The sequence below is a fragment of the Actinomadura verrucosospora genome, assembly GCF_039540335.1.
Classification (GTDB): Bacteria; Actinomycetota; Actinomycetes; order Streptosporangiales; family Streptosporangiaceae; genus Spirillospora; species Spirillospora verrucosospora.
Genome location: NZ_BAABEV010000015.1, coordinates 1 through 21781, shown reverse-complemented (window position 1 = coordinate 21781; position 21781 = coordinate 1). Strand labels below are relative to the sequence as shown.

23 protein-coding genes and 1 pseudogene are annotated in these 21781 nt (G+C 74.1%); 2 read left to right on the top strand and 22 right to left on the bottom strand.

Going from position 1 to position 21781, the window contains the following annotated elements; all coding sequences use genetic code 11:
• Positions 1 to 56 precede the first annotated feature (56 nt).
• Positions 57 to 1031 carry a GlxA family transcriptional regulator gene (locus ABD944_RS18100; RefSeq protein WP_345177934.1) on the bottom strand — a complete coding sequence of 325 codons (975 nt, stop codon included), beginning with the start codon at positions 1029 to 1031 and terminating at the stop codon, positions 57 to 59.
• A 126-nt stretch (positions 1032 to 1157) separates the two neighbouring features.
• The gene (locus ABD944_RS18095; protein ID WP_345177933.1) at positions 1158 to 2156 is read right to left on the bottom strand and encodes a zinc-dependent alcohol dehydrogenase family protein; all 999 of its coding nucleotides are present in this window, start codon (positions 2154 to 2156) and stop codon (positions 1158 to 1160) included.
• A gap of 89 nt (positions 2157 to 2245) precedes the next feature.
• On the opposite strand from ABD944_RS18095, the gene ABD944_RS18090 reads away from it, so the two are divergent.
• On the top strand, positions 2246 to 2578 hold the full coding sequence (locus ABD944_RS18090; protein ID WP_345177931.1) for an ArsR/SmtB family transcription factor: 333 nt from the start codon (positions 2246 to 2248) through the stop codon (positions 2576 to 2578).
• Positions 2579 to 2590: 12 nt separating this feature from the next.
• Here ABD944_RS18090 and ABD944_RS18085 read toward each other — a convergent pair whose 3' ends face one another.
• Positions 2591 to 2953: a VOC family protein gene (locus ABD944_RS18085; RefSeq protein ID WP_345177930.1), complete on the bottom strand. Its 363-nt coding sequence runs from the start codon at positions 2951 to 2953 to the stop codon at positions 2591 to 2593.
• Positions 2954 to 3189: 236 nt separating this feature from the next.
• Here ABD944_RS18085 and ABD944_RS18080 point away from each other — a divergent pair, with 236 nt between their 5' ends.
• On the top strand, positions 3190 to 4407 hold the full coding sequence (locus ABD944_RS18080; RefSeq protein WP_345177928.1) for a coiled-coil domain-containing protein: 1218 nt from the start codon (positions 3190 to 3192) through the stop codon (positions 4405 to 4407).
• Positions 4408 to 4418: 11 nt separating this feature from the next.
• Here the strand turns inward: ABD944_RS18080 and ABD944_RS18075 are convergent, their stop codons facing one another.
• The 19 genes and pseudogenes from ABD944_RS18075 to ABD944_RS17985 form a co-directional block, all read right to left on the bottom strand.
• The gene (locus ABD944_RS18075; protein ID WP_345177927.1) at positions 4419 to 5465 is read right to left on the bottom strand and encodes a hypothetical protein; all 1047 of its coding nucleotides are present in this window, start codon (positions 5463 to 5465) and stop codon (positions 4419 to 4421) included.
• Positions 5462 to 5824 (bottom strand): PadR family transcriptional regulator, encoded by a 363-nt coding sequence (locus ABD944_RS18070; RefSeq protein ID WP_345177924.1) that lies wholly within the window; start codon positions 5822 to 5824, stop codon positions 5462 to 5464. Before ABD944_RS18070 ends, ABD944_RS18075 begins: the two co-directional genes overlap by 4 nt.
• A 39-nt stretch (positions 5825 to 5863) precedes the next feature.
• Positions 5864 to 7561 carry a GMC oxidoreductase gene (locus ABD944_RS18065; protein WP_345177923.1) on the bottom strand — a complete coding sequence of 566 codons (1698 nt, stop codon included), beginning with the start codon at positions 7559 to 7561 and terminating at the stop codon, positions 5864 to 5866.
• Between the two features lie 120 nt (positions 7562 to 7681).
• Complete coding sequence (locus ABD944_RS18060) at positions 7682 to 8260, bottom strand: hypothetical protein (RefSeq protein WP_345177921.1); 579 nt, start codon at positions 8258 to 8260, stop codon at positions 7682 to 7684.
• Position 8261: 1 nt separating this feature from the next.
• A complete protein-coding gene (locus ABD944_RS18055; RefSeq protein ID WP_345177919.1) occupies positions 8262 to 8792 on the bottom strand; it encodes a hypothetical protein in 531 nt (176 codons plus the stop codon).
• Between the two features lie 10 nt (positions 8793 to 8802).
• Positions 8803 to 9327 (bottom strand): hypothetical protein, encoded by a 525-nt coding sequence (locus ABD944_RS18050; RefSeq protein WP_345177918.1) that lies wholly within the window; start codon positions 9325 to 9327, stop codon positions 8803 to 8805.
• Entirely contained in the window at positions 9324 to 9854 is a 531-nt protein-coding gene (locus ABD944_RS18045) for a hypothetical protein (protein WP_345177916.1), read from the bottom strand. Before ABD944_RS18045 ends, ABD944_RS18050 begins: the two co-directional genes overlap by 4 nt.
• The gene (locus ABD944_RS18040) at positions 9851 to 11098 is read right to left on the bottom strand and encodes an MCE family protein (protein ID WP_345177915.1); all 1248 of its coding nucleotides are present in this window, start codon (positions 11096 to 11098) and stop codon (positions 9851 to 9853) included. The genes ABD944_RS18045 and ABD944_RS18040 overlap by 4 nt, the downstream gene beginning before the upstream one ends.
• Positions 11098 to 12153, bottom strand: a complete 1056-nt coding sequence (locus ABD944_RS18035) for an MCE family protein (protein WP_345177913.1) — start codon at positions 12151 to 12153, stop codon at positions 11098 to 11100. The genes ABD944_RS18040 and ABD944_RS18035 overlap by 1 nt, the downstream gene beginning before the upstream one ends.
• A complete protein-coding gene (locus tag ABD944_RS18030) occupies positions 12150 to 13142 on the bottom strand; it encodes an MCE family protein (protein WP_345177910.1) in 993 nt (330 codons plus the stop codon). Before ABD944_RS18030 ends, ABD944_RS18035 begins: the two co-directional genes overlap by 4 nt.
• Entirely contained in the window at positions 13142 to 14185 is a 1044-nt protein-coding gene (locus tag ABD944_RS18025) for an MCE family protein (RefSeq protein ID WP_345177909.1), read from the bottom strand. The genes ABD944_RS18030 and ABD944_RS18025 overlap by 1 nt, the downstream gene beginning before the upstream one ends.
• The gene (locus ABD944_RS18020; protein ID WP_345177906.1) at positions 14182 to 15204 is read right to left on the bottom strand and encodes an MCE family protein; all 1023 of its coding nucleotides are present in this window, start codon (positions 15202 to 15204) and stop codon (positions 14182 to 14184) included. Before ABD944_RS18020 ends, ABD944_RS18025 begins: the two co-directional genes overlap by 4 nt.
• A 29-nt stretch (positions 15205 to 15233) precedes the next feature.
• Complete coding sequence (locus ABD944_RS18015; RefSeq protein ID WP_345177905.1) at positions 15234 to 16493, bottom strand: MCE family protein; 1260 nt, start codon at positions 16491 to 16493, stop codon at positions 15234 to 15236.
• Positions 16490 to 17317 (bottom strand): MlaE family ABC transporter permease, encoded by an 828-nt coding sequence (locus ABD944_RS18010; RefSeq protein WP_345177903.1) that lies wholly within the window; start codon positions 17315 to 17317, stop codon positions 16490 to 16492. The genes ABD944_RS18015 and ABD944_RS18010 overlap by 4 nt, the downstream gene beginning before the upstream one ends.
• A 3-nt stretch (positions 17318 to 17320) precedes the next feature.
• On the bottom strand, positions 17321 to 18106 hold the full coding sequence (locus ABD944_RS18005) for an MlaE family ABC transporter permease (RefSeq protein WP_345177900.1): 786 nt from the start codon (positions 18104 to 18106) through the stop codon (positions 17321 to 17323).
• A gap of 55 nt (positions 18107 to 18161) precedes the next feature.
• A complete protein-coding gene (locus ABD944_RS18000; RefSeq protein WP_345177899.1) occupies positions 18162 to 18680 on the bottom strand; it encodes a hypothetical protein in 519 nt (172 codons plus the stop codon).
• A 54-nt stretch (positions 18681 to 18734) separates the two neighbouring features.
• A complete protein-coding gene (locus ABD944_RS17995; RefSeq protein ID WP_345177897.1) occupies positions 18735 to 19958 on the bottom strand; it encodes a lipase family protein in 1224 nt (407 codons plus the stop codon).
• A 9-nt stretch (positions 19959 to 19967) separates the two neighbouring features.
• Positions 19968 to 21095: a DUF6801 domain-containing protein gene (locus ABD944_RS17990; protein WP_345177895.1), complete on the bottom strand. Its 1128-nt coding sequence runs from the start codon at positions 21093 to 21095 to the stop codon at positions 19968 to 19970.
• A 125-nt stretch (positions 21096 to 21220) separates the two neighbouring features.
• Positions 21221 to 21781 (bottom strand): annotated as a pseudogene (locus ABD944_RS17985) (fibronectin type III domain-containing protein); the annotation flags it as partial.

The following is a 21781-nucleotide window of genomic DNA, read 5'->3' as shown; positions in this document are numbered from 1 at the left end:
AAAGGGAAAGGCAGGGTGGGGCACCGGCCGCGCGGGGCCGGGAAACAGGGGAAAGGTCAGGCGGCGGTGCGGAACCGCCGCCGGTAGGACGCCGGAGTCGCGCCAAGGCGCCGCCGGAACGCCCGGTGCAGTGTTTCCGCCGACCCCAGCCCGGCGGCGGTGGCGACCCGGTCGAGCGGCTCGTCGGTGCCCTCCAGCAACCGCCGCGCCGCCTCCACGCGCGCCGCTTCGACGAACGCGGCAGGGGTGGCGCCGGTCTCCTTGCGGAAGACCCGGCTGAAGTGCCGTTCGCTCAGGCACATCCGCTCGGCGAGCGCGGCCGCCGACAGGTCCTCGGCCGGGTTCGCGCAGATCCACGCTCGCAGCTCGTCGATGTCACGGCGCTGCGCGGGCGCGTGCCAGAGCGGCACGCTGAACTGGCTCTGCCCGCCTGGGCGCTTGAGATACATCACCAGCTGCCGGGCGACCGCCAGCGCGACCCGTTCGCCATGGTCCTCGGCGACGAGGGCGAGCGCCAGGTCCATGCAGGCGCTGATTCCCGCGCCCGTCCACACCTTCCCCGACCGGACGTAGATCGGATCGGGGTCCACGACGACATCCGGGTGGTCGGCCGCCAGCCGGTCGGCGGTGGCCCAGTGCGTGGTCGCCGTCCGGCCCGCCAGCAGCCCCGCCGCGGCCAGCAGGTGCGCGCCGACGCAGACCGACGCGACCCGCCGGGCGTGCCGGGCGGTCTCCGCGATCCATCCGACGAGATCCGGATCGACCACCGGCACGCCGGCGGAGTCGAGCGCGCCGGGCACCACGAGGGTGCCGACACGGTCGCCGACCTCCTCGAACGTCAGGTCGGTGGCGAGCCGCACACCGGCGCTGGTGCGCACCTGGCCTCCGTCCGGCCCGGCGAGCAGCACCTCGTACGGGGTCCCGCCGGACAGCTCCCGGTTCGCGATCGCGAACACCTCGGCGGGCCCGGTGACGTCGAGAAGATCGACGCACGGGAACACGGCGATGACGACACGGTGCGAAGCGGACATGTCCCTATCCTCGCAGCGGGTCGCGATGGCCGCCATGACGAGGTCCTGTCACATCCGGACACCCGTGGCCTGGCGCGGGCGTCAGGGCCGCGTCGGCTCGGACGACGCTCCGGGCTCCTCGGGGCGTCAGCGGGGGACGGTGACGACGATCTTGCCGATCTGGGTGTTCGACTCCAGGTGGCGGTGGGCGTCGGCGATCTCCGCCAGGGGGAAGGCGCGGTCGACGACGGGGCGGAGCGCGCCCGAGCGCAGGCCGGAGGTCACGAAGGCGGCGGCGCGGCGGAGGCGTTCGGGGTCCCTGGCCGTCTCCAGCATCGTGTAGGTGCGCATGTTCAGCGCCGGCAGGCCGAGCTCGATGCCGGGGTAGGGCGTCGGCTCGCCGCTCAGCGCCCCGTACACCAGGAGAGACCCGCCGGGGGCGACGAGCCGGGCCAGGTCCGTCACTCCGGGGCCCGCGACGGCGTCGAAGACGAACTCGGCGCCCCGGCCGCCGGTCGCCGCGAGCACCCGTCCGGCCACGTCGTCCTCCCCGGTGACGATCACCTCGGCCGCGCCCTCCTTGAGCAGCGCGTCCTTCTTGGCGGCGGTGCGGGTCAGGGCGATCGGGGTCGCGCCGACGCGGTCGGCGACATGGATCGCGGCCAGGCCCACGCTGCTGGACGCGGCGTTCAGCACGACCGTGTCGCCGGGCCGCATGCCGCCGACCTCGACCAGCGCGCCGTAGGCCGTCAGGTACGGCATCCACACCGCCGCCCCCTCGACCGCGCCGAGCCCTTCGGGACGGTGCAGCACGGCCGAGGCGGGCACGATCGCCTGCTCGGCGTAGACGCCGTACTCGTTCTGCGAGAACCCGGGGACCGTGCTGACCGGCTGCCCTGGCCGGAACCCGGTGACGCCTTCGCCGACCGCCTCCACGACGCCCGCGGCCTCGGTGCCCAGCCTGGCCGGGAACGCCGTCACCGGTTCGATGTAGCGGCCGGTCCGGAACAGCACCTCGGCCCGGTTCAGGCCGATCGCCTCCACCCGGATCCGCAGCTCGCCCGGGCCGGGCTCGCGGACCTCCACGTCCTCGATCCGCATCACCTCGGGACCGCCGAGCTCGTGGAACATCACCGTCATGGCCATCGCGGGGCCCTTCCTCGTAGCAGGTCGGTCCACTGAACCCCTTAGTACGATGGCTGTCAAACTTTGATGGGTGTCGTACTATGGGCGCCATGGAGGACGACCGCATCCCGGCGCACCCCGACATCCGGACGATCCCGCTTCAGCAGATCCTCGAAGCCCTGGTCGACCCCGTGCGGCGGAGCATCGTCACGAAGCTCCGCGAGGCCGCCGAGGACATCCGCTGCGGCGCCTTCGACCTGCCCGTGAGCAACTCCACGGCCACGCACCACTTCCGGATCCTGCGCGAGGCGGGGCTCATCCGGCAGTACTACGTCGGCACCTCCCGGATGAACGCCCTCCGGAGCGACGAGATCGACGAGGCCTTCCCGGGCCTGGTCGACGCCATCGTCGCCGCCGACCGCACGTCCCCCCGGCCTGCCTAGCGACCCCGCCGGTCAGTCGCCGGCGGCGATGCAGAAGGGGTGGCCCTCCGGGTCCAGGAGCACGGTCCACTCGTCGCCGCCCGGCTGGGTGTCGGGGCGGGTCGCGCCGAGGGCGAGCAGTTCCTTCACCGCGACCTCGACGTCCGCGACGGCGAAGTCCAGGTGCGCGTGCTTGGCGGCGCCGGGCCAGACCGGGGGCCGGTACCCCTCGATCCGCTGGAGCGCCAGCTGCGGCGCGGACCCGCTGTCGAGGTAGACGACGTCGTCGTCGCCGTAGCCGACCTCCCAGCCGGTGGCCTTCCGGTAGAACTCGGCCAGCGCGGTGTGGTCGGAGCAGTCGATGATGACCGCGCCGAGAGCGTTGAGAACGGACATGGGGAACCCCCTGCTGACGTACTTGACCGGTATGAAGCGCGGGGCCTCTCGGCACCCGCGTGCGGCCAGCCTGCCGATACCGGCGGCTCCCGGGCTTGAAGATCTTTGTGCCCCGCCCCCGGCCGGGACCGCGCGCCGGCGGTCGCGGCCGCCTACGAGCGGGGCCTCCCCGGCTGACCGATATGAACCTTTTCGCGGGGGAGGTACGAAACGGAGTGGTTCACTAGGATGCTCGCGTGCGCGAAGATCAAGAGGTCCCGGACGACGGCGTGCTGACCGCGCCGATCCGGTTGCCGGGCGGCGCGCCGGTGGCCGCGGACGAGCCGGCCGAGCGCGCCCCGAGCCCCGTTCCCGCGCCGGCGGGCGCGTTCGGGCGGGACGTGGAGCGGCTGGCCGGGCTGGTCGCGCAGCTCGTCGAGAGCGCGGGCGTGCTGGGCGTGCGGCTGGACGGCGAGGTCCGCGACGTGCTGGGCACCGCGGAGAAGGCGTTCGCCGAGGCGCGGGACGCGCGGCGCGAGGCCGCCGAGGCGGACGCCCGCGCGGCCGAGGCCGAGGCCCGCGCGGAGGCGGCCCGCCTGGACGCCGTGGCGGCCCAGGAGGAGCTGGCCGCCGGGCTCGCCGCCGCCAAGGCCAGCGTCACGGCCGCGCAGGAGAGCGAGGCCAACGCGTGGAGGGAGGCCGGCGCCCACCAGCAGGCCCGCGCCACGTCCGCCAACGAGGCCGCGCACGCCGAGGGGATCCGCAAGCGCGCCGAGGCGGCGTGGAGCACCGAGCACCAGGCGCGCACCGAGGCCGAGCGCGAGCGCGACGACCTGGCCGCGCGGCTGAGCAACGACCAGCTCGCGCTGGCCGCGGCCAAGAGCGACCTCGCCGACGTACGGGCCGAGCTGTCGGACGTGCGGGCCGAACTGGCGGAGGCGCGCGCCAAGCTGGAGGCCGCGGCCGACACCGAGCGGCGGCTGCGCGCGGAGCTGAGCGTCGTGCAGGGCGAGGTCGCGGGGCTGAGCGTGGAACGCGACGCCGCGACGGAGCGGGCCGCGGACCTGGCCGCGCGGGCCGAGCGCGCCGAGCAGCTCGCCGACGCGGCCGACGCCCGGATCGACGGCGAGCGGGCGCGGGCCGACCGGGCCGAGGAGCGCGCGGACGCCGCCGAGATCCGCATCGACCGCGACGCCGCGACCGTGCGGGCGCTGCAGGACACCCTGCGCGCCGCGCTCGACCTCCCGTCCATGGAGGACCTCGACGACGGCCGCGGCGTGCGGGTCGGCGACACGGGCGCGGTCACCGTCCAGCCCGGAGGCCTGGTCGGCGTCGACCAGGTCCCCGAGCTGATGGACGGCGAGCTGGCCGGACGGTTCGCCCGCGCGATCCTGGCCGTCCGCGTCCACCAGGCGACCCGCCGCGCCGTGGAGGAGCCGCCGGCCGAACCCGAGGAGCCCGGCCCCGAGGAGTAGCCCGGCGGGCGTCAGGCCTCGCCGGCGCGGCCGGGCGCGCCGGTCTTCAAGGGCAGTTCCGCCAGCCGGACGCACACCATCGTCACGGCGAAGCCGGCCAGGCCCTCGGCGAGGAGATGGGTGAGGGCCGGGGGCTCTCCGGACGAGCCCATGTGGAACAGGCCCACGCGGACGAGGAGCGGCAGCCCCGCGATCGCCAGCAGTGCGGCGGCCCGGCGCCCCTGGCGGGACCTCGCCAGGTCGGCGCAGACGAGGACGCCGATGGCCAGCGCGGCGACGAACTGGACGTAGCCCCATTTCTGGGAGAAGGTGACCAACCGGTCGATGTCGCGCGTGCCCACCTGGCCGAGGTCTCCCTGGAACACGAGGGCGAACAGGGGGTGCGACGAGAGCGCCACCAGAACCCCCGCCATCGCGACCAAACCGGCGACACGGGCGCGGCCGAGCCGGCGGGCGCCGTGGCGGGGGCCCGGCGACGCGACCAGCGACGCGGTGGCCAGCAGGGCGAGCGCCAACGGGATGCCCGCCACCGAGGACGCCACGGGGGCGTACGGGGCCTCCGTGAAGGTCGCGGCCCACAACGCGAGGAGCAGCTGCGCGGCGGTCACCGCACAGGCGGCCACGGTGGCGGGGCGGCGGGCTCCGCGCCAGGCCAGGGTCGCGATGACCGCCCAGGCCGCCCAGTAGGGCGCGGTGCCGACGTAGGAGGCGAGCATGGGCCAGCCGCCCTCGCCCACCCGCTCCGCGAACACCATGCCCAGGTGCGGGACGTTGACGGCGAACCGCACCCCGTCGGCCACCAGCATGATCATCGCGACGAGGCCGGCCACGGCGAGCGCTCCCGGCCACGGCGATCCGGTGGCGTCGCCCGTGGCGCGGCGCAGCCGGATGCGGACGGCGCCGAGGAGCAGGTCGGCGGTGTCGGCGAGGGACGGCCGCGTCTGCCCCGGGCGGGCCGCGGACATCAGCACGTCCAGCATCTCCTCCCCGTGCTCGGCGCGATGTCCGGCCGGGTAGCAGGCGAGGAGGCGGCGGTAGCGGAGTTCGAGCGCGCTCACCGGAGCCCCCCGAAGGCCGTGGTGGTGCCGCCGCGCAGGTCCGGGAAGGCGGCCAGGCGGCGGGCGGCGACCCGCGTCCGGTGCTGGAGCGCCTCGACCTCGGCGCTCAGCGCGGCGGCGCCGTCCTCGGTGAGCCGGTAGTAGCGGCGCAGCCGGCCGTCCACGACCTCCTCGCGGTCGGGGGCGATGAGCCCCTCCGCCTGCAGCCGGTCCAGCGCGGCGTAGAGCGTGCCGGCGCGCAGCCGGGCGCGCCCGGCGGAGATCTGCTCGACGTCGGACATGATCCCGTAGCCGTGCTGCGGGCCGTCCGCGAGCGCGGTGAGGATCAGGAACGTCGGCTCCTGCATGGATTTGGGCATGTGATCGTTATATATCGATCATCTGACTATGGCAAGGCGTCATCGGAGCGCGGCGGGGGCCGTGGGCGGGACGGCGGGCCTCCCGGGCAGGACGCGGTCGACGCGCTCGTAGGGGCGGCCGGGCTCCGGACGGGGGTCCTTCTGGCCCCGGTTCGGCCAGAACGCCATGGCGCGCTCGGCCTGGGCCGTGATGGTGAGGGACGGGTTGACGCCGAGGTTCGCGGTGACCGCCGAGCCGTCCACGATGTGCAGGCCCGGATGGCCGTGGACGCGGTGGTACGGGTCGACGACGCCGGTCTCGGGCGTCTCGCCGATGACGCAGCCGCCGATGAAGTGCGCGGTCGTCGGGATGTTGAACAGGTCGAACCACGTCCCGCCGGGGGTGGCGTCGAGTTCCTCGGCGAGCATCCGGACGGCCCTGTGCGCGACGGGGATCCAGGTGGGGTTGGGCTCCCCGTCGCCCTGGCGCGCGACGAGCCTGCGGCGGCCGAGGCGGCCGCGCTCCTCGCCGATGGTGATGGAGTTGTCGGCGGTCTGCATGACCAGCGCGATGACGGTCCGCTTGGCCCAGTCCCTGAGGGACAGGCCGCGCAGGATGACGGTCGGGTGCCGGGCGGCCTGGCCGAGGAACTTCAGCCAGCGGGGCGCGCCGCCCCCGTCCACCAGCAGGGTCCGGATGACGCCCATGGCGTTGTTGCCCGCGCCGTAGCGGGTGGGTTCGATGTGGGTCTTGTCGTCCGGGTGGAACGACGAGGTGATGGCGAGGCCCGTGCTGTGGTCCACGTCCTTCGCGCGGTGCCAGACGGTCATGCGCTCGACGCCGAGGAGCGCCTCGGAGTTGGTGCGGGTGAGCTCGCCGAGGCGCGGCGACAGGTGCGGGAGACGGCCGGCGGCGCGCATGCGGTGCAGGAGGCGCTGCGTCCCGTACGTCCCGGCGGCGAGGACGACGTGCTCGGCGGTCAGCGTCCGGCGGCGCCCGCGGAACGGGCCGGTGCGCTCGGCGGTCACCTCGTATCCGCCGGACTCCCGGGGCGCCAGGGCGGTGACGGTGGTGTCGGGGACGACTCGCACGCCCGCCTTCTCCGCCAGGTACAGGTAGTTCTTGGTCAGCGTGTTCTTCGCGCCGACCTTGCAGCCGATCATGCAGGAGCCGCAGCCGGTGCAGGTGGTGCGGCGGGGGCCCGCGCCGCCGAAGTAGGGGTCGGCGGCATCCTCGCCGGGCCTCTCGCCGAAGAACACGCCGACCGGCGTCGGGTGGTGGGTGTCGCCGACGCCCATCCGCTCGGCGACGCGCTTCATCGCCTCGTCGGCGGGCGTGACGAGCGGGTTCACGGTGACGCCGAGCATGCGGCGGGCCAGGTCGTAGAACGGCGCGAGCTCGTCCTGCCAGTCGGTGATGTGGCCCCACTGGCGGTCCTTGAAGAACGGTTCCGGCGGGACGTAGAGGGTGTTCGCGTAGACGAGGGAGCCGCCGCCGACGCCCGCCCCGGCCAGCACGAGGACACCGGCCTTTCCGCCCACCAGGTGGACGCGCTGGATCCCCCGCATCCCGAGGCGCGGCGCCCACACGTACCTGCGCAGCCGCCACGACGTCTTGGGCAGCGTGCCCTCGTCGAAGCGGCGCCCCGCCTCGACCACCGCGACCCGGTAGCCCTTCTCCGCCAGCCGCAGGGCCGACACGCTGCCGCCGAACCCGGAGCCCACCACGATCACGTCGAAATCGAAGCCGTCGGGCATCACACACCGCCTTCGTCGGGGGAGCGAAGGGGCCGAGTGTGCTCCTCCGGAGCGTGCGCGCACCATGCACGCATCGCAACGATTCACGGCGGCTTTTGTCAGTGGAGCGACAAAGCCCGCTCAGCCGGCGGTGAAGGCGTCGAGTGCGGTGATCTTCCAGTGGCTGTCGCGGCGGGCGGCGGTGACGGTGAGCATGGCGGGCGCGTGGGTGCTCTCGCCGTCGGCGGTGCGGGTGGTCCGCTGGTCGGCGAAGACGAGGACGGCGGCGCGGTCGCCGGTCAGGGTGGTGACGGCGCTGTCGGTGACGCGGGTGCTGAGCACGGTCCTCGTCTTCGGGGCGTCCTCGCGGACCTTCCCGAAGATCGCCTCGTACTGGCGGACGGCGTCGCCGGCGAGGGACGCCCGTGCCGCCCGCGACGTCCGGCCGGGGGCGGCGTAGTCGTAGGAGAACACCTTGCCGATCATGTCGGCGACGGCGCCCTTGACCTCGCTGGTCGCGGCGCCGTCGGTGAGGGCGGCGTTGCGGGCGGACGGGTCGTCCCGCAGGCCGCCGGCCTGCCGGAGCGCCCACACGCCGAAGGCGGCGAGCAGGACGGCGGCGAGGCCGAGAGCGATGGGCGAGGACGCGCGGGCCCGCCACCACGCGGTGTTCCGCAAGAGCCGGGCGGTCCGCAGAGAAGTACGGCCGAGCTCCGCCATGTCAGGATCCCTCCGCCGGAGCCTGGCCCAGCCCGCTGAGCTTCCAGCCGCCGGACGTCCTGGTCAGCTCGCCGACGAGGCGGCTCTGCCGGACGGCCGGGTCGCCGTCCGGCGGGGTCACGGTGATCTCGACGGCGACCAGCATCCGGGCCCTGCCGGACCGCTCGTCCAGTTCGGCGACGGCGGCGTCCAGGATGCGGGCCCTGGTGATCGTCCGCGCCTTCGCGACCTCCCGCTCGAAGGCCGGACGGCCCTGCGCGATCTGCCGGTGCAGGTCGCCGGTGGTGGAGTCCTGCCAGGTCCTCAGGCCGGGCCCGAGGGAGCGGTAGTCGAGGGTGTTGAGGTTCTGGACGCCCTGCTCCCCCGCCTCCAGGACGTCGTCGCGCGCGCGGGAGTACGCGCGGGCGCCGTCGTGCGCGGCCGAGTACCAGGACCGGCCGGCCCAGGCGGCGAACAGCGCGGCGAGGACGAGCAGGGCCGTCGCCGTCCGTCGCGGGGTGTCGTCTGTCCCCCGCAGGGTTCCGTCTGCCATGCGAGCCCCCTCAGACCGAGGTGAGAGCGGTGATCGTCCAGTGGCCGCGGTCGCGGTGCGCGGTCACCGCGAGCTGCGCGGCGGCGGGCGTCCCGTCCGGCCCGCCGGCGCGCGTGGCGGTCTGGTCGAGGAAGACCAGGAGCCGGGCGGTGTCGCCGGTCAGCGAGACGACCCCGGCGCGCACGACGCGGGTGGCGAGCCTGACGCGCTGGGCCGGGGCCTGCCGCCTGACCTGCGCGAAGAGCCGCCGGTACTCGTCCAGCGCCCGGCCGGACAGCTCCGTTCCCGCGGCCCGCTCGGTGGCGGCGAGGTCGTCCGGCGCGTAGCTGAACACCCGGGCGAGGGCCGTGGACACGTCCCCGAGCACCTCGGTCGTGGCCACGTCGTCCAGGACGGCGGTGTCGCGGGGAGTCTTCCCGCCCCCCGCCAGCCCGTGGTCCCGTGCCGGCCCGGCGGCGAGACGGAGGGCCGGCGCGAGCACGGCGAGCGCGAGCGCGACCGCGAACGGCCCGCGGAGCCTGGGCAGCCGCCTCATCGCGCACCGACCGGGATCGCGGTGAGCGATTCGAGCCTCCAGCCGGACGACGTGCGGACCGTCCCGGCCTCGAAACGCTTGCGCTGCAACGTGGGCGCGCCGCCCTGCGAGGCCAGCTTCACCTGCACGGACGCGATGACCTTCGCCTTCCCCGCCCGGACGTCGAGCGAGGTGACGGCGGCGCCGGTGACGGTGGCCGCGGCGGTGGTCCGGGACCGGCCGATCCTGGTGCGGTTCCGCGGTTCGTCCCGGGCGAGCTGGTCGTGCAGCGCGCCGGTGGAGGCGTCCCGCCAGGCGCGCAGCCCCGCATCCACCCGCGCGGGGTCCATGGAGTTGAGCGCGGCGATCTGCTCGCGCGCGCTCCGCAGCACCACGTCCCGCGCGCGTTCGGGCCCGCTCCGGGCGTCCGGTTCGTCGTGCCACACCGTCCAGCCCGACCAGGCGAGGAACGCGGCGGCCGCCGCGATCGCCGCCCACCCGGCGAGGCGCCGGCCGCGCCCCCGGGCATCCTGTGCGGTCGCGGTCATTCGCCCGCCCCCTCGACGCCGAGCAGGCCGCCCATGCCGGTGGGGCCGTCTTCCACGCCGGGCAGGGCGAGCGCCCCCGGCAGCGCGGGCGAACCGGCGGAGAGCACCGACCCCGCCCGCGCCGGGGCCGGGACGGGACGTCGCGGAGCGTTGCCCGCGCCGCGCACGTTCACGCCGCTGGACGGCGGCGAGGCGCAGCGGGCGGCCGTGTTGAGCGCCGGGCCGGGCGAGGTGTCGAGGCCGTTGCGGTACTTCGTGCCGCCGTAGCCGCTCACGCAGTTCGGCGGGTCGAAGAACGTCGTGACCATCCCGAAGCGGAGCCTGCCGCCCTGGGCGGCCGACATGCCGGCGGAGACCGCCGCGGGCGCCTTGACCAGGAGCTGCTCCAGGCCGTCGGCCCGGGGTTCCAGCAGATCGGCCGTGGTCAGCAGGTTCGCGACCAGGACGCTGAGGGACGGGTCGAGGTCGCGCACCAGCGCCCGGAACTCGCCCGCCGCTCCCGGCGCGGTCGACACCAGCCTGCGGAAGGCCGGGTCGGACTCGCGGAGCTGCTCGGAGAGGAGCCGCGCGTTGCGGCCGAACGCCTTCAGCGACGCGGCCTCCTGGTTCTGGGTGCGCAGGACGGTCTCGCCGTCGCCGATGAGCGAGGTGGTCGGCCCGGCGTTCTCGTTCGCGGCGCGGGTCAGCGACCGTGTGCCGTCCAGGAGGGCCTGGAGGTCGGGACCCTGCCCGGCGAACGCCTGGCCCAGCTCCCCGACGACCGTCCGCAGCGCCTCGGTCGGGACGGACGTGGCGAGCGCGTTCACGCTGGTGAGCAGGTCCGTCACCGGCGCGGGGGTCGCCGTGGAGGAGCGCGGGATCACCGAGCCGGCCGCCAGGTACGGTCCGGCGCCGGTGTCCGGGCGCAGGTCGATGTACTGCTCGCCGATCGCCGAGCGGTTCGCGACGACGGCCCGCGTGCGCGCGGGGATGCGCGGCGCCGACTTCTTGATCTTCAGGTCGGCGAGCACGCCGTCGCCGGTCAGGCGCAGCGCGCCGACCCGCCCGACCGAGGTGCCCCGGTAGGTGACGTCGGCGTTCTCCGCGAGGCCGCCCGCCTCGGCGAGGTCGGCCCGCACGACGTAGTGGTCGCGGTAGCCGACGTACCCGCCGAGGCCGGCGTAGGTGAGGCCGACGTAGCCCACCGCGAGCAGGCCGGCGACGAGGAACACGAGGTTCTTGACCCTGGCGGACGCGGTCGGCATCAGTCCCCCTCGGCGGGCTTGACCGGCGGGACGATCCGGGTCCCCGGGCGGGCCGTGATCTGGAGGTACACGTTCAGGTAGTCGCCCTTCACCGCGGGCAGGACGGCGTCGGTGAACGGGTACGTCGCCAGGACCTGCAGCGCGTTCGGCAGGTCGCGGCCGGCGTCGGAGAGCCTGCGCAGCGTCGGTTCGAGAGCGCGCAGGTCGGCGATCATGTCGTCCCTGCTCCGCCGGACGGTGGTGACCGCCGCGCGCGACAGGTCGTCCAGCGAGCGCAGCATCCGGACGAGCGCCCCGCGCTGCTCGGCCAGCACCGCGAGGCCGGGTTCGATGTCGTCGAGGGCGACGCCGATCTGGTCCCGGCGGCCGCGCAGCGTGGCCGACAGCCGGTTCAGGCCGTCGATGGCGTCGGTGATGCCCTGCCTGTTCGCGTCCAGGGCGCCGGCGAGCGTGCGGGCCTGCTCCAGCAGCGACCGGACCCGCGGTTCGTTGCCGCCGAGCGCCCGGTTCAACTCGACGGTGATCGTCCGGAGCTGGGCGATGCCGCCGCCGTTCAGCAGCATCGACAGCGCGCCGAAGACCTCCTCGACCTCGGGGTTCCGGTTCGTCCGGGACTCCGGGATGACCGCGCCGTCCGCCAGCGCGCCCACCCCCGCGCCGGGCGGGGTCCCGCCCGGTGGGCCCGCGCCGAGCTGCACGAACTTCTCCCCCAGCAGGCTCGACTGGCGCAGTTCGGCGCGGGCGTCCGCGGGGAGCCGGACGTCGCCGTCGACCTTCATGGTGACCTCGGCCGCCCAGCCGTCCCGGGGCAGCGTCACCTTCACCACCCGCCCGACCGCGACGTCGTTGACCTTCACCGCCGACTGCGGGACGAGGTTCAGCACGTTCGCGAACCGCGCCCGCACCGTGTACGGGTGGTCGCCGAGGTCGGCGCCGCCGGGCAGCGGGAGGTCCGCGGCGCCGGAGAAGCCGCAGCCGCCGAGGGCGGTGCAGGCGAGGGCCGTCCCCACGGCGTGCCGGATCATGGCGTTTCGGATGAGGGTGTTCCGGATCATGGCGCCGCCTTCCGGGGACCGGCCGCGGGAAGGGGCGGGGCCAGCTCGCCGAGGTTCTGCCGCCCCATCAGCGACCGCGTCGCCGGGTCGTAGGCGTTGAGGACGTTGGTCGCGTTGAGCGGCTGGACGTCCAGGGCCTCCGCCAGCGACCGGCGCTGCTTCACCAGCAGCCGCGTGATGTCGGCGAGCTTCGCGACGTTCCCGGCGATCTGCCGCCGGTTGTCGTGCACGAACGCCTTGACCCGGGCGAGCGCCTGGGCCAGCGCCCGCAGCGCGGCGTCCAGTTCCTCGCGGTCGTCGGCGAGGAAGCCGGAGACGTCGGCGAGCTGCCGCTCCGCCTCCCTGACCTGCCCGTCGTTCGTCTTCAGCGTCGTCGTGAACGTCTGGAGGCCGCGGATCGTCGCGAACAGGTCCTTCTGCGAGCCGGACAGCGTCCTGGCCGCCTGCGCCATCCGCTCGGTGGTCGTGCGGATGTCGCGCCCGTTGCCGCTCAGGTTCGCCGCGCCCGTTTCGAGGAGCCGCGACAGCGCGCCGTCCTTGTTCAGGCCCTGGGGCCCGAGGTCGCCGGCCAGCTTGCGGATGCTGTCGTAGATCGCGTCCAGCTCCATCGGCGTGGCGGTCCGCTCGACCGGGATCACCGTCCCGGGCGCCATCTTCGGGCCGGACGTGTAGGCGGGCGTGAGCTGGACGTACCGGTCGGCGACCAGGCTCGGCGCCACCGCCACGGCCTTCGCCCCGGCCGGGACGTCCACCCCCCGGTCGACGGTCATGACCGTCCTGACCCGGGTCCCCTCGGCGCGGACGGAGTCGACCGTGCCGACCTTCACGCCGAGGACCCGCACGTCGGAGCCCTGGTAGACGCCGACGGCGGTCTCGAAGTACACGGTGATCCGGGTCCCGCCGGGGTCGCGCAGGGCGACCGGCACGACGGCGGCGACGACCACCGCGAGACCGGCGGCGACCAGCGGGATGCTCAGTCGGCGCAGCATCACCCACTTCCCTTCCCGGGTGGCATGCACCCGTGATCCGGTGCCTTCGCCCCGTACTCCTTCGGGACGAGCCCGCACAGGTAGCCGTCCATCCAGCGCCCGTTGCCGAGCGTGTTGCCGAGGAGCCGCGTGTAGGGGCCGGCCGTCTTCAGCGCCCTGTCGAGGTCGTCCTGGTTCCTGCGCAGCAGGTCCGTGACGCGGCCGAGCGATCGGAGCGTCGGATCGAGCTGCCGCTGGTTGTCGTCGACGAGCCCGGTGAGCTGCTCCGCCAGCGCCTGGGTGCCGGTGAGCAGCGCGTGGATCGCCTCGCGGCGGCGCCGGATCTCGCCGAGCAGCAGGTTCCCGTCGCGCAGCAGCGCCTCGACGTTCGCGCTCTGGCCCGCCATCGTCCCGGTGACCTGCCGGGCGCCCGCCAGCAGCCGCGCGAGCTCGGCGTCCCGCGACGAGATCGTCTTCGACAGCGCGGAGACGCCGTCCAGCGCCCTGCGGACGCTCGGCGCCGTCCCCGCGAACGTCGTGGAGATCGCGTCGAGGCTCGCGGCGAGCCGGGCGGAGTCGATCCGGCCGGTCGTCCCGGCGAGATCCTCGAACGCCCTGGTCACGTCGTAGGGGGAGGTCGTGCGGTCGAGGGGGATGCGGCGGCCCGGGTCCTGCGGGCGGGCGCCGAGCGGGTCGAGGGCGAGGAACTTGTCGCCGAGCAGCGTCTTGATCGCGATGGCGGCGGTGCTGGCGTCCCCGATCCAGGCGCGGCGCACCCGGAACGCGACGGCGACCTTCGCGCCGTCCAGCCGGACCCCGGTGACCTCGCCGACCTTCACCCCCGCGACGCGGACCTCGTTGCCGGGACGCAGCCCGGCGGCCTCGCCGAACTCGGCGGTGTAGCGGGTGCCGCCGCCGATCACCGGCAGGTCCCCGGCGTTGAACGCCAGCAGGACCAGCGCGCTGATCAGCGTGAGCGACACGACCGCGACGGCGACCGGGTTCCGCTCCCGGACGGGCCGCAGCCGAGGCCGCCGGCCTTCGGCGTGCCGTCTGTTCGTCATGCGCCGCACCTTTCGGCCGTGAGCGGGACACCGGTGGGCGGCGGATGCTCCTCGCCCGGGTACTGCCGGTAGGCGGCGCCGCCGAGGTCGGCCTGGCAGAGGTAGAGGTTCATCCACGACCCGTAGGAGGCGATGCGCCCGATCGCGGTCATCTTCACCGGCAGCAGCCGCAGGAACGACTCGACCTTCGGGGAGTCGTCCGACAGGTTCCGCGACAGCCGCCCGAGCTGGGCGATGTCTCGCCTGAGCGGTTCGCGGCCGTCGCGCAGCAGGCCGGTGGCGGTGCTCGCGAGGTCGTCCAGCGCGCCGATCGCCGCGCCGATCGACGTGCGGTCGGCGGCCAGCCCGGACACGAGCCTCCGCAGCGTCCCGACCAGGTTCCCGAGGTGGTCGCCGCGCGCGTTGACCGTGTCGAGGACGGCGTTCAGGTTGTCGACGACCTGCCCGATGACCTGGTCCTTGTCGGCGATTCCGCGCGTCAGCGACCCGACCGCCGACAGCAGCCCCTCGACCGTCCCGCCCTCGCCCTGGAGCACCTGAACGATCGACCCGGCGAGCCGGTTCACGTCCTGCGGCGACAGTGCCTGGAACAGCGGCTGGAACCCGTTGAACAGCTGCGTCAGGTTCAGTGCGGGCGCCGTCCGCTCCACGGGGATGGTGGCGCCGGGCCGCAGCGTCCCGCCGGTCCCGGCGCCCCGTCCCAGCTCGACGTACCGCTGCCCGATCAGGTTCAGGTACTTGATCGTGGCGGTGGACGAGGCGGGCAGCCGGCGCCCGCGCTCGACGGAGAACGAGACCAGCGCGACGCGGCGGTCCACGACCTCGATGCCGCCGATCCGGCCGACCTCGACGCCCGCGATCCGGACGCCGTCGCCCTCGCGGAGCCCGGACGCGTCGGTGAAGCGCGCCCGGTAGGTGACGGCGTCGCCGCCGCCGGACCCGGTGATGCTGAGGGCGAGCATCGCGGTCGCCACCACGGTCACCACGACGAAGGCCAGCGACTTGACCAGCGGCTTCACCAGGCCCCGTTTCCCTCGCGCCGTCCGGTTCACTTGAGCCTCACCTCCGTGCCCCGGTAGACGGGCCCGACGAGGACGCTGCTCCAGTCGGGCAGCGCCTCCGGAACCTCCTGGAGCCCGGGGGCGAGCAGCTCGTTGACGAGGCGGTTCTCCTCGGGCGAGTTCGGCAGGCCGAGCGCGCCCGGCGCCACCGCGACGGGCGTCGCCGCATCGACCGGCGCCGACCTCGGGACGGCGGTCCCGCCCACCGGATAGCAGTGCGGGCCGCCCTTGTCGGTGTAGCGCGGACGGTCCCTGCCCGGGACGTAGCGGCCCTTGGACGGCAGCGTCGTGACGTCCACATGCAGGCCGGGCCGGTCGGTGCCCTTGCCGAGCACCTTGTCCATCACGGGGACGAAGTCGGTCAGCATCCGCAGCGTGCACGGGTACTCGGGCGAGTACCTGCTCAGCAGTTCGAGCGTCGGGCGGCTCGCCGCCGACAGCCGGATGACGTTGCCGGAGTTCTCGTGCAGGAAGTGGGCCAGGTCCTGGGAGGCGTCCGTGACCGACGCGTACAGCCGCGCGAGGTCGTCGCGCTGCTCGACCAGCGACCGGCTCGTGGAGGCGAAGTCGTGGAGGGCCTGGAGGATGTCGGGCGCGGCCTCGGTGTAGTCGCGGCTCACCTCGACGAGCAGCCTGAGGTCGCGGTTGAGGGCCGGCACGCTCGGGTTGATCTTCTTGAGGTAGGAGTCCAGCTCGGCGATCGTCCGGCCGAGGTCGGCGCCGCGGCCGTCCAGCGCCTGGGACACGGCGGTGAGCGTCGCCGCCAGCTCCGCCGGCCGGACGGCCGTGAGCAGCGGGTACAGGGTGTCCATCACCTGCTGGAGCTCGATCGCGTTCGCCGACCGGTCCTGGCTGATGACGCTCCCGCCGGTGAGCCGTTCGGGGGACGGCCGCGCGGGCGGGACGAGCGCGACGAACCGCGCCCCGAACAGCGTCGTCGGCAGGAGCTGGGCCGACACGTTGCGCGGCAGCAGCCGCACCTTGTCCGGCCGGATCGCCAGCCGGAGCGTCGCGACGCCGCCGTCCGAGGAGATCTCGCGGACCTCGCCGACGACCACGCCGCGCAGCTTCACGTCCGCGTGCGGGCGCATCTCGCTGCCCGCGCTCGCCGTCCGCAGCGTCACCCAGGCGACGTCGGTGAACTTCTTGCCGTAGACGGCGACCGACAGCCAGACCAGCAGCACCGGCACCAGCAGGAACGCCACCCCCGCGAGCCGCCGGCCGAGGACCCCGCCGCGGGCGTTCACCCGGCCACCTTCACCGTCGTGCCGGCGCCCCAGAGCGCGAGGCTGAAGAAGAAGTCGCTGACGCTGATCAGGACGATGGACGTGCGGACCGCGCGGCCGACGGCGCGCCCCACCCCGGCCGGTCCCCCGGCCGCGCGGTAGCCGTAGTAGCAGTGCGACAGGATCACCAGGACGCTGAACACCAGCACCTTGAGGAACGACAGGACGACGTCCGCCGGCGCCAGGAACAGCCGGAAGTAGTGGTCGTAGGTGCCCGCCGACTGCCCGTTGAACACCACCGTGACCTCCCGGGACGCCAGGTAGGCGCACAGCAGGCCGATGGCGTACAGCGGGACGATCGCGACGGCGCCCGCGACGATCCGCGTCGTCACCAGGTACGGCAGCGACGGGATGCCCATGACCTCCAGGGCGTCCACCTCGTCGCTGATGCGCATGGCGCCGAGCTGCGCGGTGAACCCCGCGCCGACCGTCGCCGACAGCGCCAGGCCCGACACCACCGGGGCGATCTCGCGGGTGTTGATGTAGGCGGACGCGAACCCGGTGAACGCCGAGGTCCCGATCTGCTGGAGGGCCGAGTAGCCCTGCATGCCGACGACGACGCCGGTCGCGAGGGTCATCGCGACCATCACGCCGATCGTCCCGCCGATCACGCCGAGGCCGCCGCTGCCGAACGCGACCTCGGAGAGCAGCCGCTGCACCTCCCTGCGGTAGCGGTGGACGGCGCGCGGCGTCCACAGCAGCGCCCGGACGTAGAAGACGCCCTGGTCGCCGGGCCGGTCCAGCCACGCGAACCACCCGGCGGGGCCCGCTCCGATCACGGCCATCGCTCAGCCTCCCTTCGGCGGGACGACCTGGAGGTAGATCCCGGTGATCACGAGGTTGAGCAGGAACAGCAGCAGGAACGTGATGACGACCGACTGGTTCACCACGTCGCCGACGCCCTTCGGGCCGCCCTTCGGGTTCAGGCCCCGGTGGGCCGCGACGATCCCGGCGACGAAGCCGAACAGCAGCGCCTTCGCCTCGCCGACGTAGAGGTCGGGGAGCTGGGCGAGGGCGGAGAAGCTCGCGACGTACGCGCCGGGCGTCCCGCCCTGCATCATGACGTTGAAGTAGTAGCCGCCCGCGACGCCGACGACCGAGACGAGCCCGTTCAGCAGGAAGGCGACGGCGACGCACGCGAGGACGCGCGGGACGACGAGCCGCTGGACGGGCGAGACGCCGAGCACCTCCATCGCGTCCAGCTCCTCGCGGATCGTCCGGGCGCCGATGTCCGCGCAGATCGTCGAGCCCGCCACCCCCGACACCAGCAGCGCCACGATCATCGGGCTGGCCTGCTGGATCACCACCAGGACGCTGGCGGCGCCGGTGAACGACTGCGCGCCGAACTGCTGGGTGAGGGAGCCGACCTGCAGCGACGTCACCGCGCCGAACGGGATCGACACGAGCGCCGTCGGCAGGATCGTCACGCTGGCGATGAACCAGAACTGCTCGACGAACTCGCGGACCTGGAAGGGCCGCCGGAACGCCATGCCGGACACGGTGGCGCCGAGCGCGAACATCCGGCCCGCCTCGCGCAGCGCGCTCAGCGGATACGTGGCCAGGGGCGCCGTCATCCGGCGGCTCCTGCCTGCGTGAAGGCCGCCGGAGCCCCCGGGTCCTGACGCGGCGTCATCTCTTGCACGCCGGCGCCTTGGCGAACGCCGCGGCCAGCTGCGGGTTCTTCCGGAGGTCCTGCTCGGGCCCCTGGTAGCCGCTGTACTGCCCGAACGCCTTGCCCATCTGGTCGACGGCCCGTTGCAGCGACCGCTTGTCGGTCACGTTCGCCCGCTTGAGGTTCTTGGACGCGGTCGTGACGGTCGAGTGCGTGCGGGTGAGGTTGTTCATCGTGGTGGAGAACACGGCCTCGCCGTTGTCGACGGGCGGCGCGCCGAGCCCGGACAGCCTCGTCTCCAGCGTCCGCATCCGGTCGGAGATGCCGTCGAGGAGCTGGACGAGCGACGCCTTGGACTTCAGCACGCTCGCGCTGTCCAGCTTCGGCGCCCGCATAGGGGCGCTCTGGGTGAGGACGCCGCAGGCCCTGCCCGCCCAGGCGACCTCGGGGCCGTCCTTCTTCTCCGAGCCGCATCCGGCCGCGGACAGGGCGGCCACCGAGGCCAGCGCCGCGAGGGCGACGGATCGCCGAACCATGGTTGTCTCCTTCTCGGGGGGTGGGTGACCGTGCCGGCGGTCGCGGGGTCGGGGTCAGCAGTTGGAGGCGGCGGGCTTCCCGGCGAACCGGTCGGCCAGGAACGCCATCGCGTCGTCGTTGCCGCGGTAGACGAGGGTGATGTGGCTGACGCCGTCCCACGTCTTCCAGGTGACGGGGACGCCGAGCTTGCAGTAGTCGTCCCGGAGCTGCTTGGCCTGCCCGTACGCGACGATCTCGTCGGAGACCGAGTGGTACTGGAAGACGGGGACCTTCACGGGCTCGCCGCCCAGCTGGTTCTCCGCGACGCGGTCAAGCCACGCCTCGGTCGCGAACGGGCTGGTGGTGAAGTAGTCGGGGATCGTCTTGCCCTTGTAGTCGAGCAGCAGCTCCAGCGTGCAGGCGCCGCCCTCCAGGCCGTCCACCATGGCGCGGCCCTCGTCGTTGAGGTAGGACGCGAGGTCCAGCTCCGGGTAGGCGTGGTCCATGCCGACCATCGAGTAGAGGAGGAAGCCGAACGGGTCCCGGCCCTCCAGCGGCAGGCCCACGGCGGCCAGGTCGGACGGCACGCCGCCGCCGACCACGCCCGCGAGCTTCAGCTCCGGCGCGTACTCCGGCTGCTTCTGCCCCGCCCACATCGCGGCCGCGCCGCCCTGCGAGTAGCCGCGGAACGCGACCCGCGCGTCCTTCGCCAGGCCCGACTCGGGGAGCCGCTGCGCCGCGCGGACCGCGTCGATGACGGAGTAGCCCATGGAGTCGACCACGTAGGTGGTCGCCGGGTTCTCGTGGTAGCCCTCGTAGTCGGTGACGGCGACCGCGTAGCCCTTCCCGAGCATCTCGTTCAGCGCCGCCTGCTCGTAGAAGGCGCCCTGGTCGATGAACCTGGACGGCGCGCAGCGGAACGCCGGGCCGCTGGTGCCGGGACCGAACCCCACGATCGGCGCCTTCGCCGGGTCCGCCTTCTTCGGCACGAGGACGATCCCGGTGACGGCGACGGGCTTGCCGAGCGCGCCGGTCGACAGGTACATGACCTGCCAGGCGTCGGCGAGGGAGCGCGCGGTCGGCGGGCCCGCCTTGGCCGGGCGCGCCCGGATGACGTCGCCCGGGGAGCCGGACGGCAGCGGCGAGGGCGGGGTGTAGAAGGCGTCCCCGGCGGGGCCGGGCTCGGTCGCCGGGGCCGCCGAGGCGGGCGCGGAGGACGCGGGGACGGCGCAGAGCGCGGCCAGCAGCGCGGCGGCCAGGGCGAGGAGCGCCGCTCGCCGGTGGTGGTGGTTCGGCATCGCCTGCTCCTAGCTCGTCTTCTTCGGGGTGAGCGTCACGGTGACCGCGTTGCCGGGGCCGGCGAGGGAGGAGCCGAGCACGCCGGTGAGGGGGCCGCAGCCGTCGATCGGCGGCAGCTCGTAGGCGCCGGTCAGCGCGCCGCCCGCCTTCGGGTCGAACCCCGCGGCGGAGCTCAGCGTGAGGCCGGACGGACGGGACGTCCGGCACGCCTCGCCGCCTCCGACGGGCAGGAAGCCGAACACCGTGAACGCGGGGAAGCGCGCGGTCACCTTCGAGACGGTGGTGAGGACGCCGTCCCTGTAGGTCCCGGTCGTCCCGCCCTCGGCGGCGAACACGACGTCGGCCGTCACGGGCAGGAAGCCGAGCATCTGGAACCGGGCCTTGGACGGGTCCAGCGTGAGGCCGCCGGTGACCGCGCCGCCGTCGATCTTCGCGTCGAGGGCGCCGGTCAGCGGGATCGTCCCGCCGGACGCCCTGATCGTGGAAGTGCCCTGGAGCGTGTAGGAGTACGGCGCGGCCCCCGGGCCGCCGTCCTCGTCCACGATCTCGAAGGAGGCGAGGACGGCGTCCTGCCCCGGGTCCTGCGTGCACTCGGACTCGAACGTGCCGAGCCCGGAGGCGCCGCCGTCGTCCGTCCGCGGGGTCAGGGTCAGGACGAGGTTCCCCACGGTGACCTTGCCGGGCCCGGCCTTCGTGAACGTCAGGTCGGGCGCCGCGCCGCGCCCCTTCACGGTGAAGCCGCCGGACGCCGGGATGGGCATCCCGTCCAGCGCGGAGTCGACCTCGACGGGCAGGCCGTCCGGCGTCTCGGGGACGGTCAGCGTCGCGTCGGCCAGCGCGTGGCCCTGCAGGGTCGTCGCGTACAGGGCCCGCAGGCCACGCGCGGACTCCGCGCTCACCGTCGAGACCGAGTCGACGGTGATGCCCGGCATGACCTCGCCGACCTCGACCCGGGCGGGGACGTTCGCGCTGAGCTCCACGTGCACCGGCTGGGGCCCGAGGAGCGGGAACGTGCAGTGGTAGTCGAGCCCGAGGGTGGCCGGGCCCGCCGCGGCGGGGCCCGCGCCGGCGAGGCCCGACGCCAGCAGGGCGGCGGCCAGGGCCAGCGCGGCGCCCGTTCTCTTCTTCTTCGTCACCTGTCGACCTCGCCTCGTCTGGGAGGGGCCCCCGCCGTGTCCGGCTGCGCCGCGTCCGCGGCACGCCGCGTTCGCGGCGCGGCGGCGGGGGCCCGCCCTGGTTGACCGTCAGCTCACCGCCGCCGTCACGCCTTGGGCGTGAGGGTCAGGTCGATGGTGTTGCCGTCACCGGCGGTGAAGAGGTTGAGGATGCCGGTCAGCGGCCCGCACTGGTCGATCGACGAGAGCGCGTACCGTCCGCTGATCTTGCCGCCGACGCCCGGGTCGAAGAACTCGCCCGCGGGCGACTGGAGCCGGATGTCGGAGGGCTTGGTGGTCTGGCAGTTCTCACCGCCGCCGATCGGGATGGCGCCGAACACGTTGAACGACGACAGCTTGGTGATGACCTTGCTGTTGGTCGTGAGCTGGCCGTCCTTGTAGAGGCCGGTGGTCGGGCCCTGCGTGACGAGGCCGATGTCGGCGGTCACCGGCAGGAAGCCGAGGATCTGGAAGTTGCCCTTGGTCGGGGCGAGCTTCAGGTCCGCGGTGACGGCGCCGGTGTCCAGGTTCAGGTCGGCGCCGACGGAGCCGGTCAGGGGCGCCTTGCCGTTCGGCGCCTTCACGAACGTCTCACCGGAGAGGGTGAAGTCGTAGTGCTCACCGCCGGTGGGGGTCGGGGTCGGCGTGGGGGTGGGCGTAGTTCGATA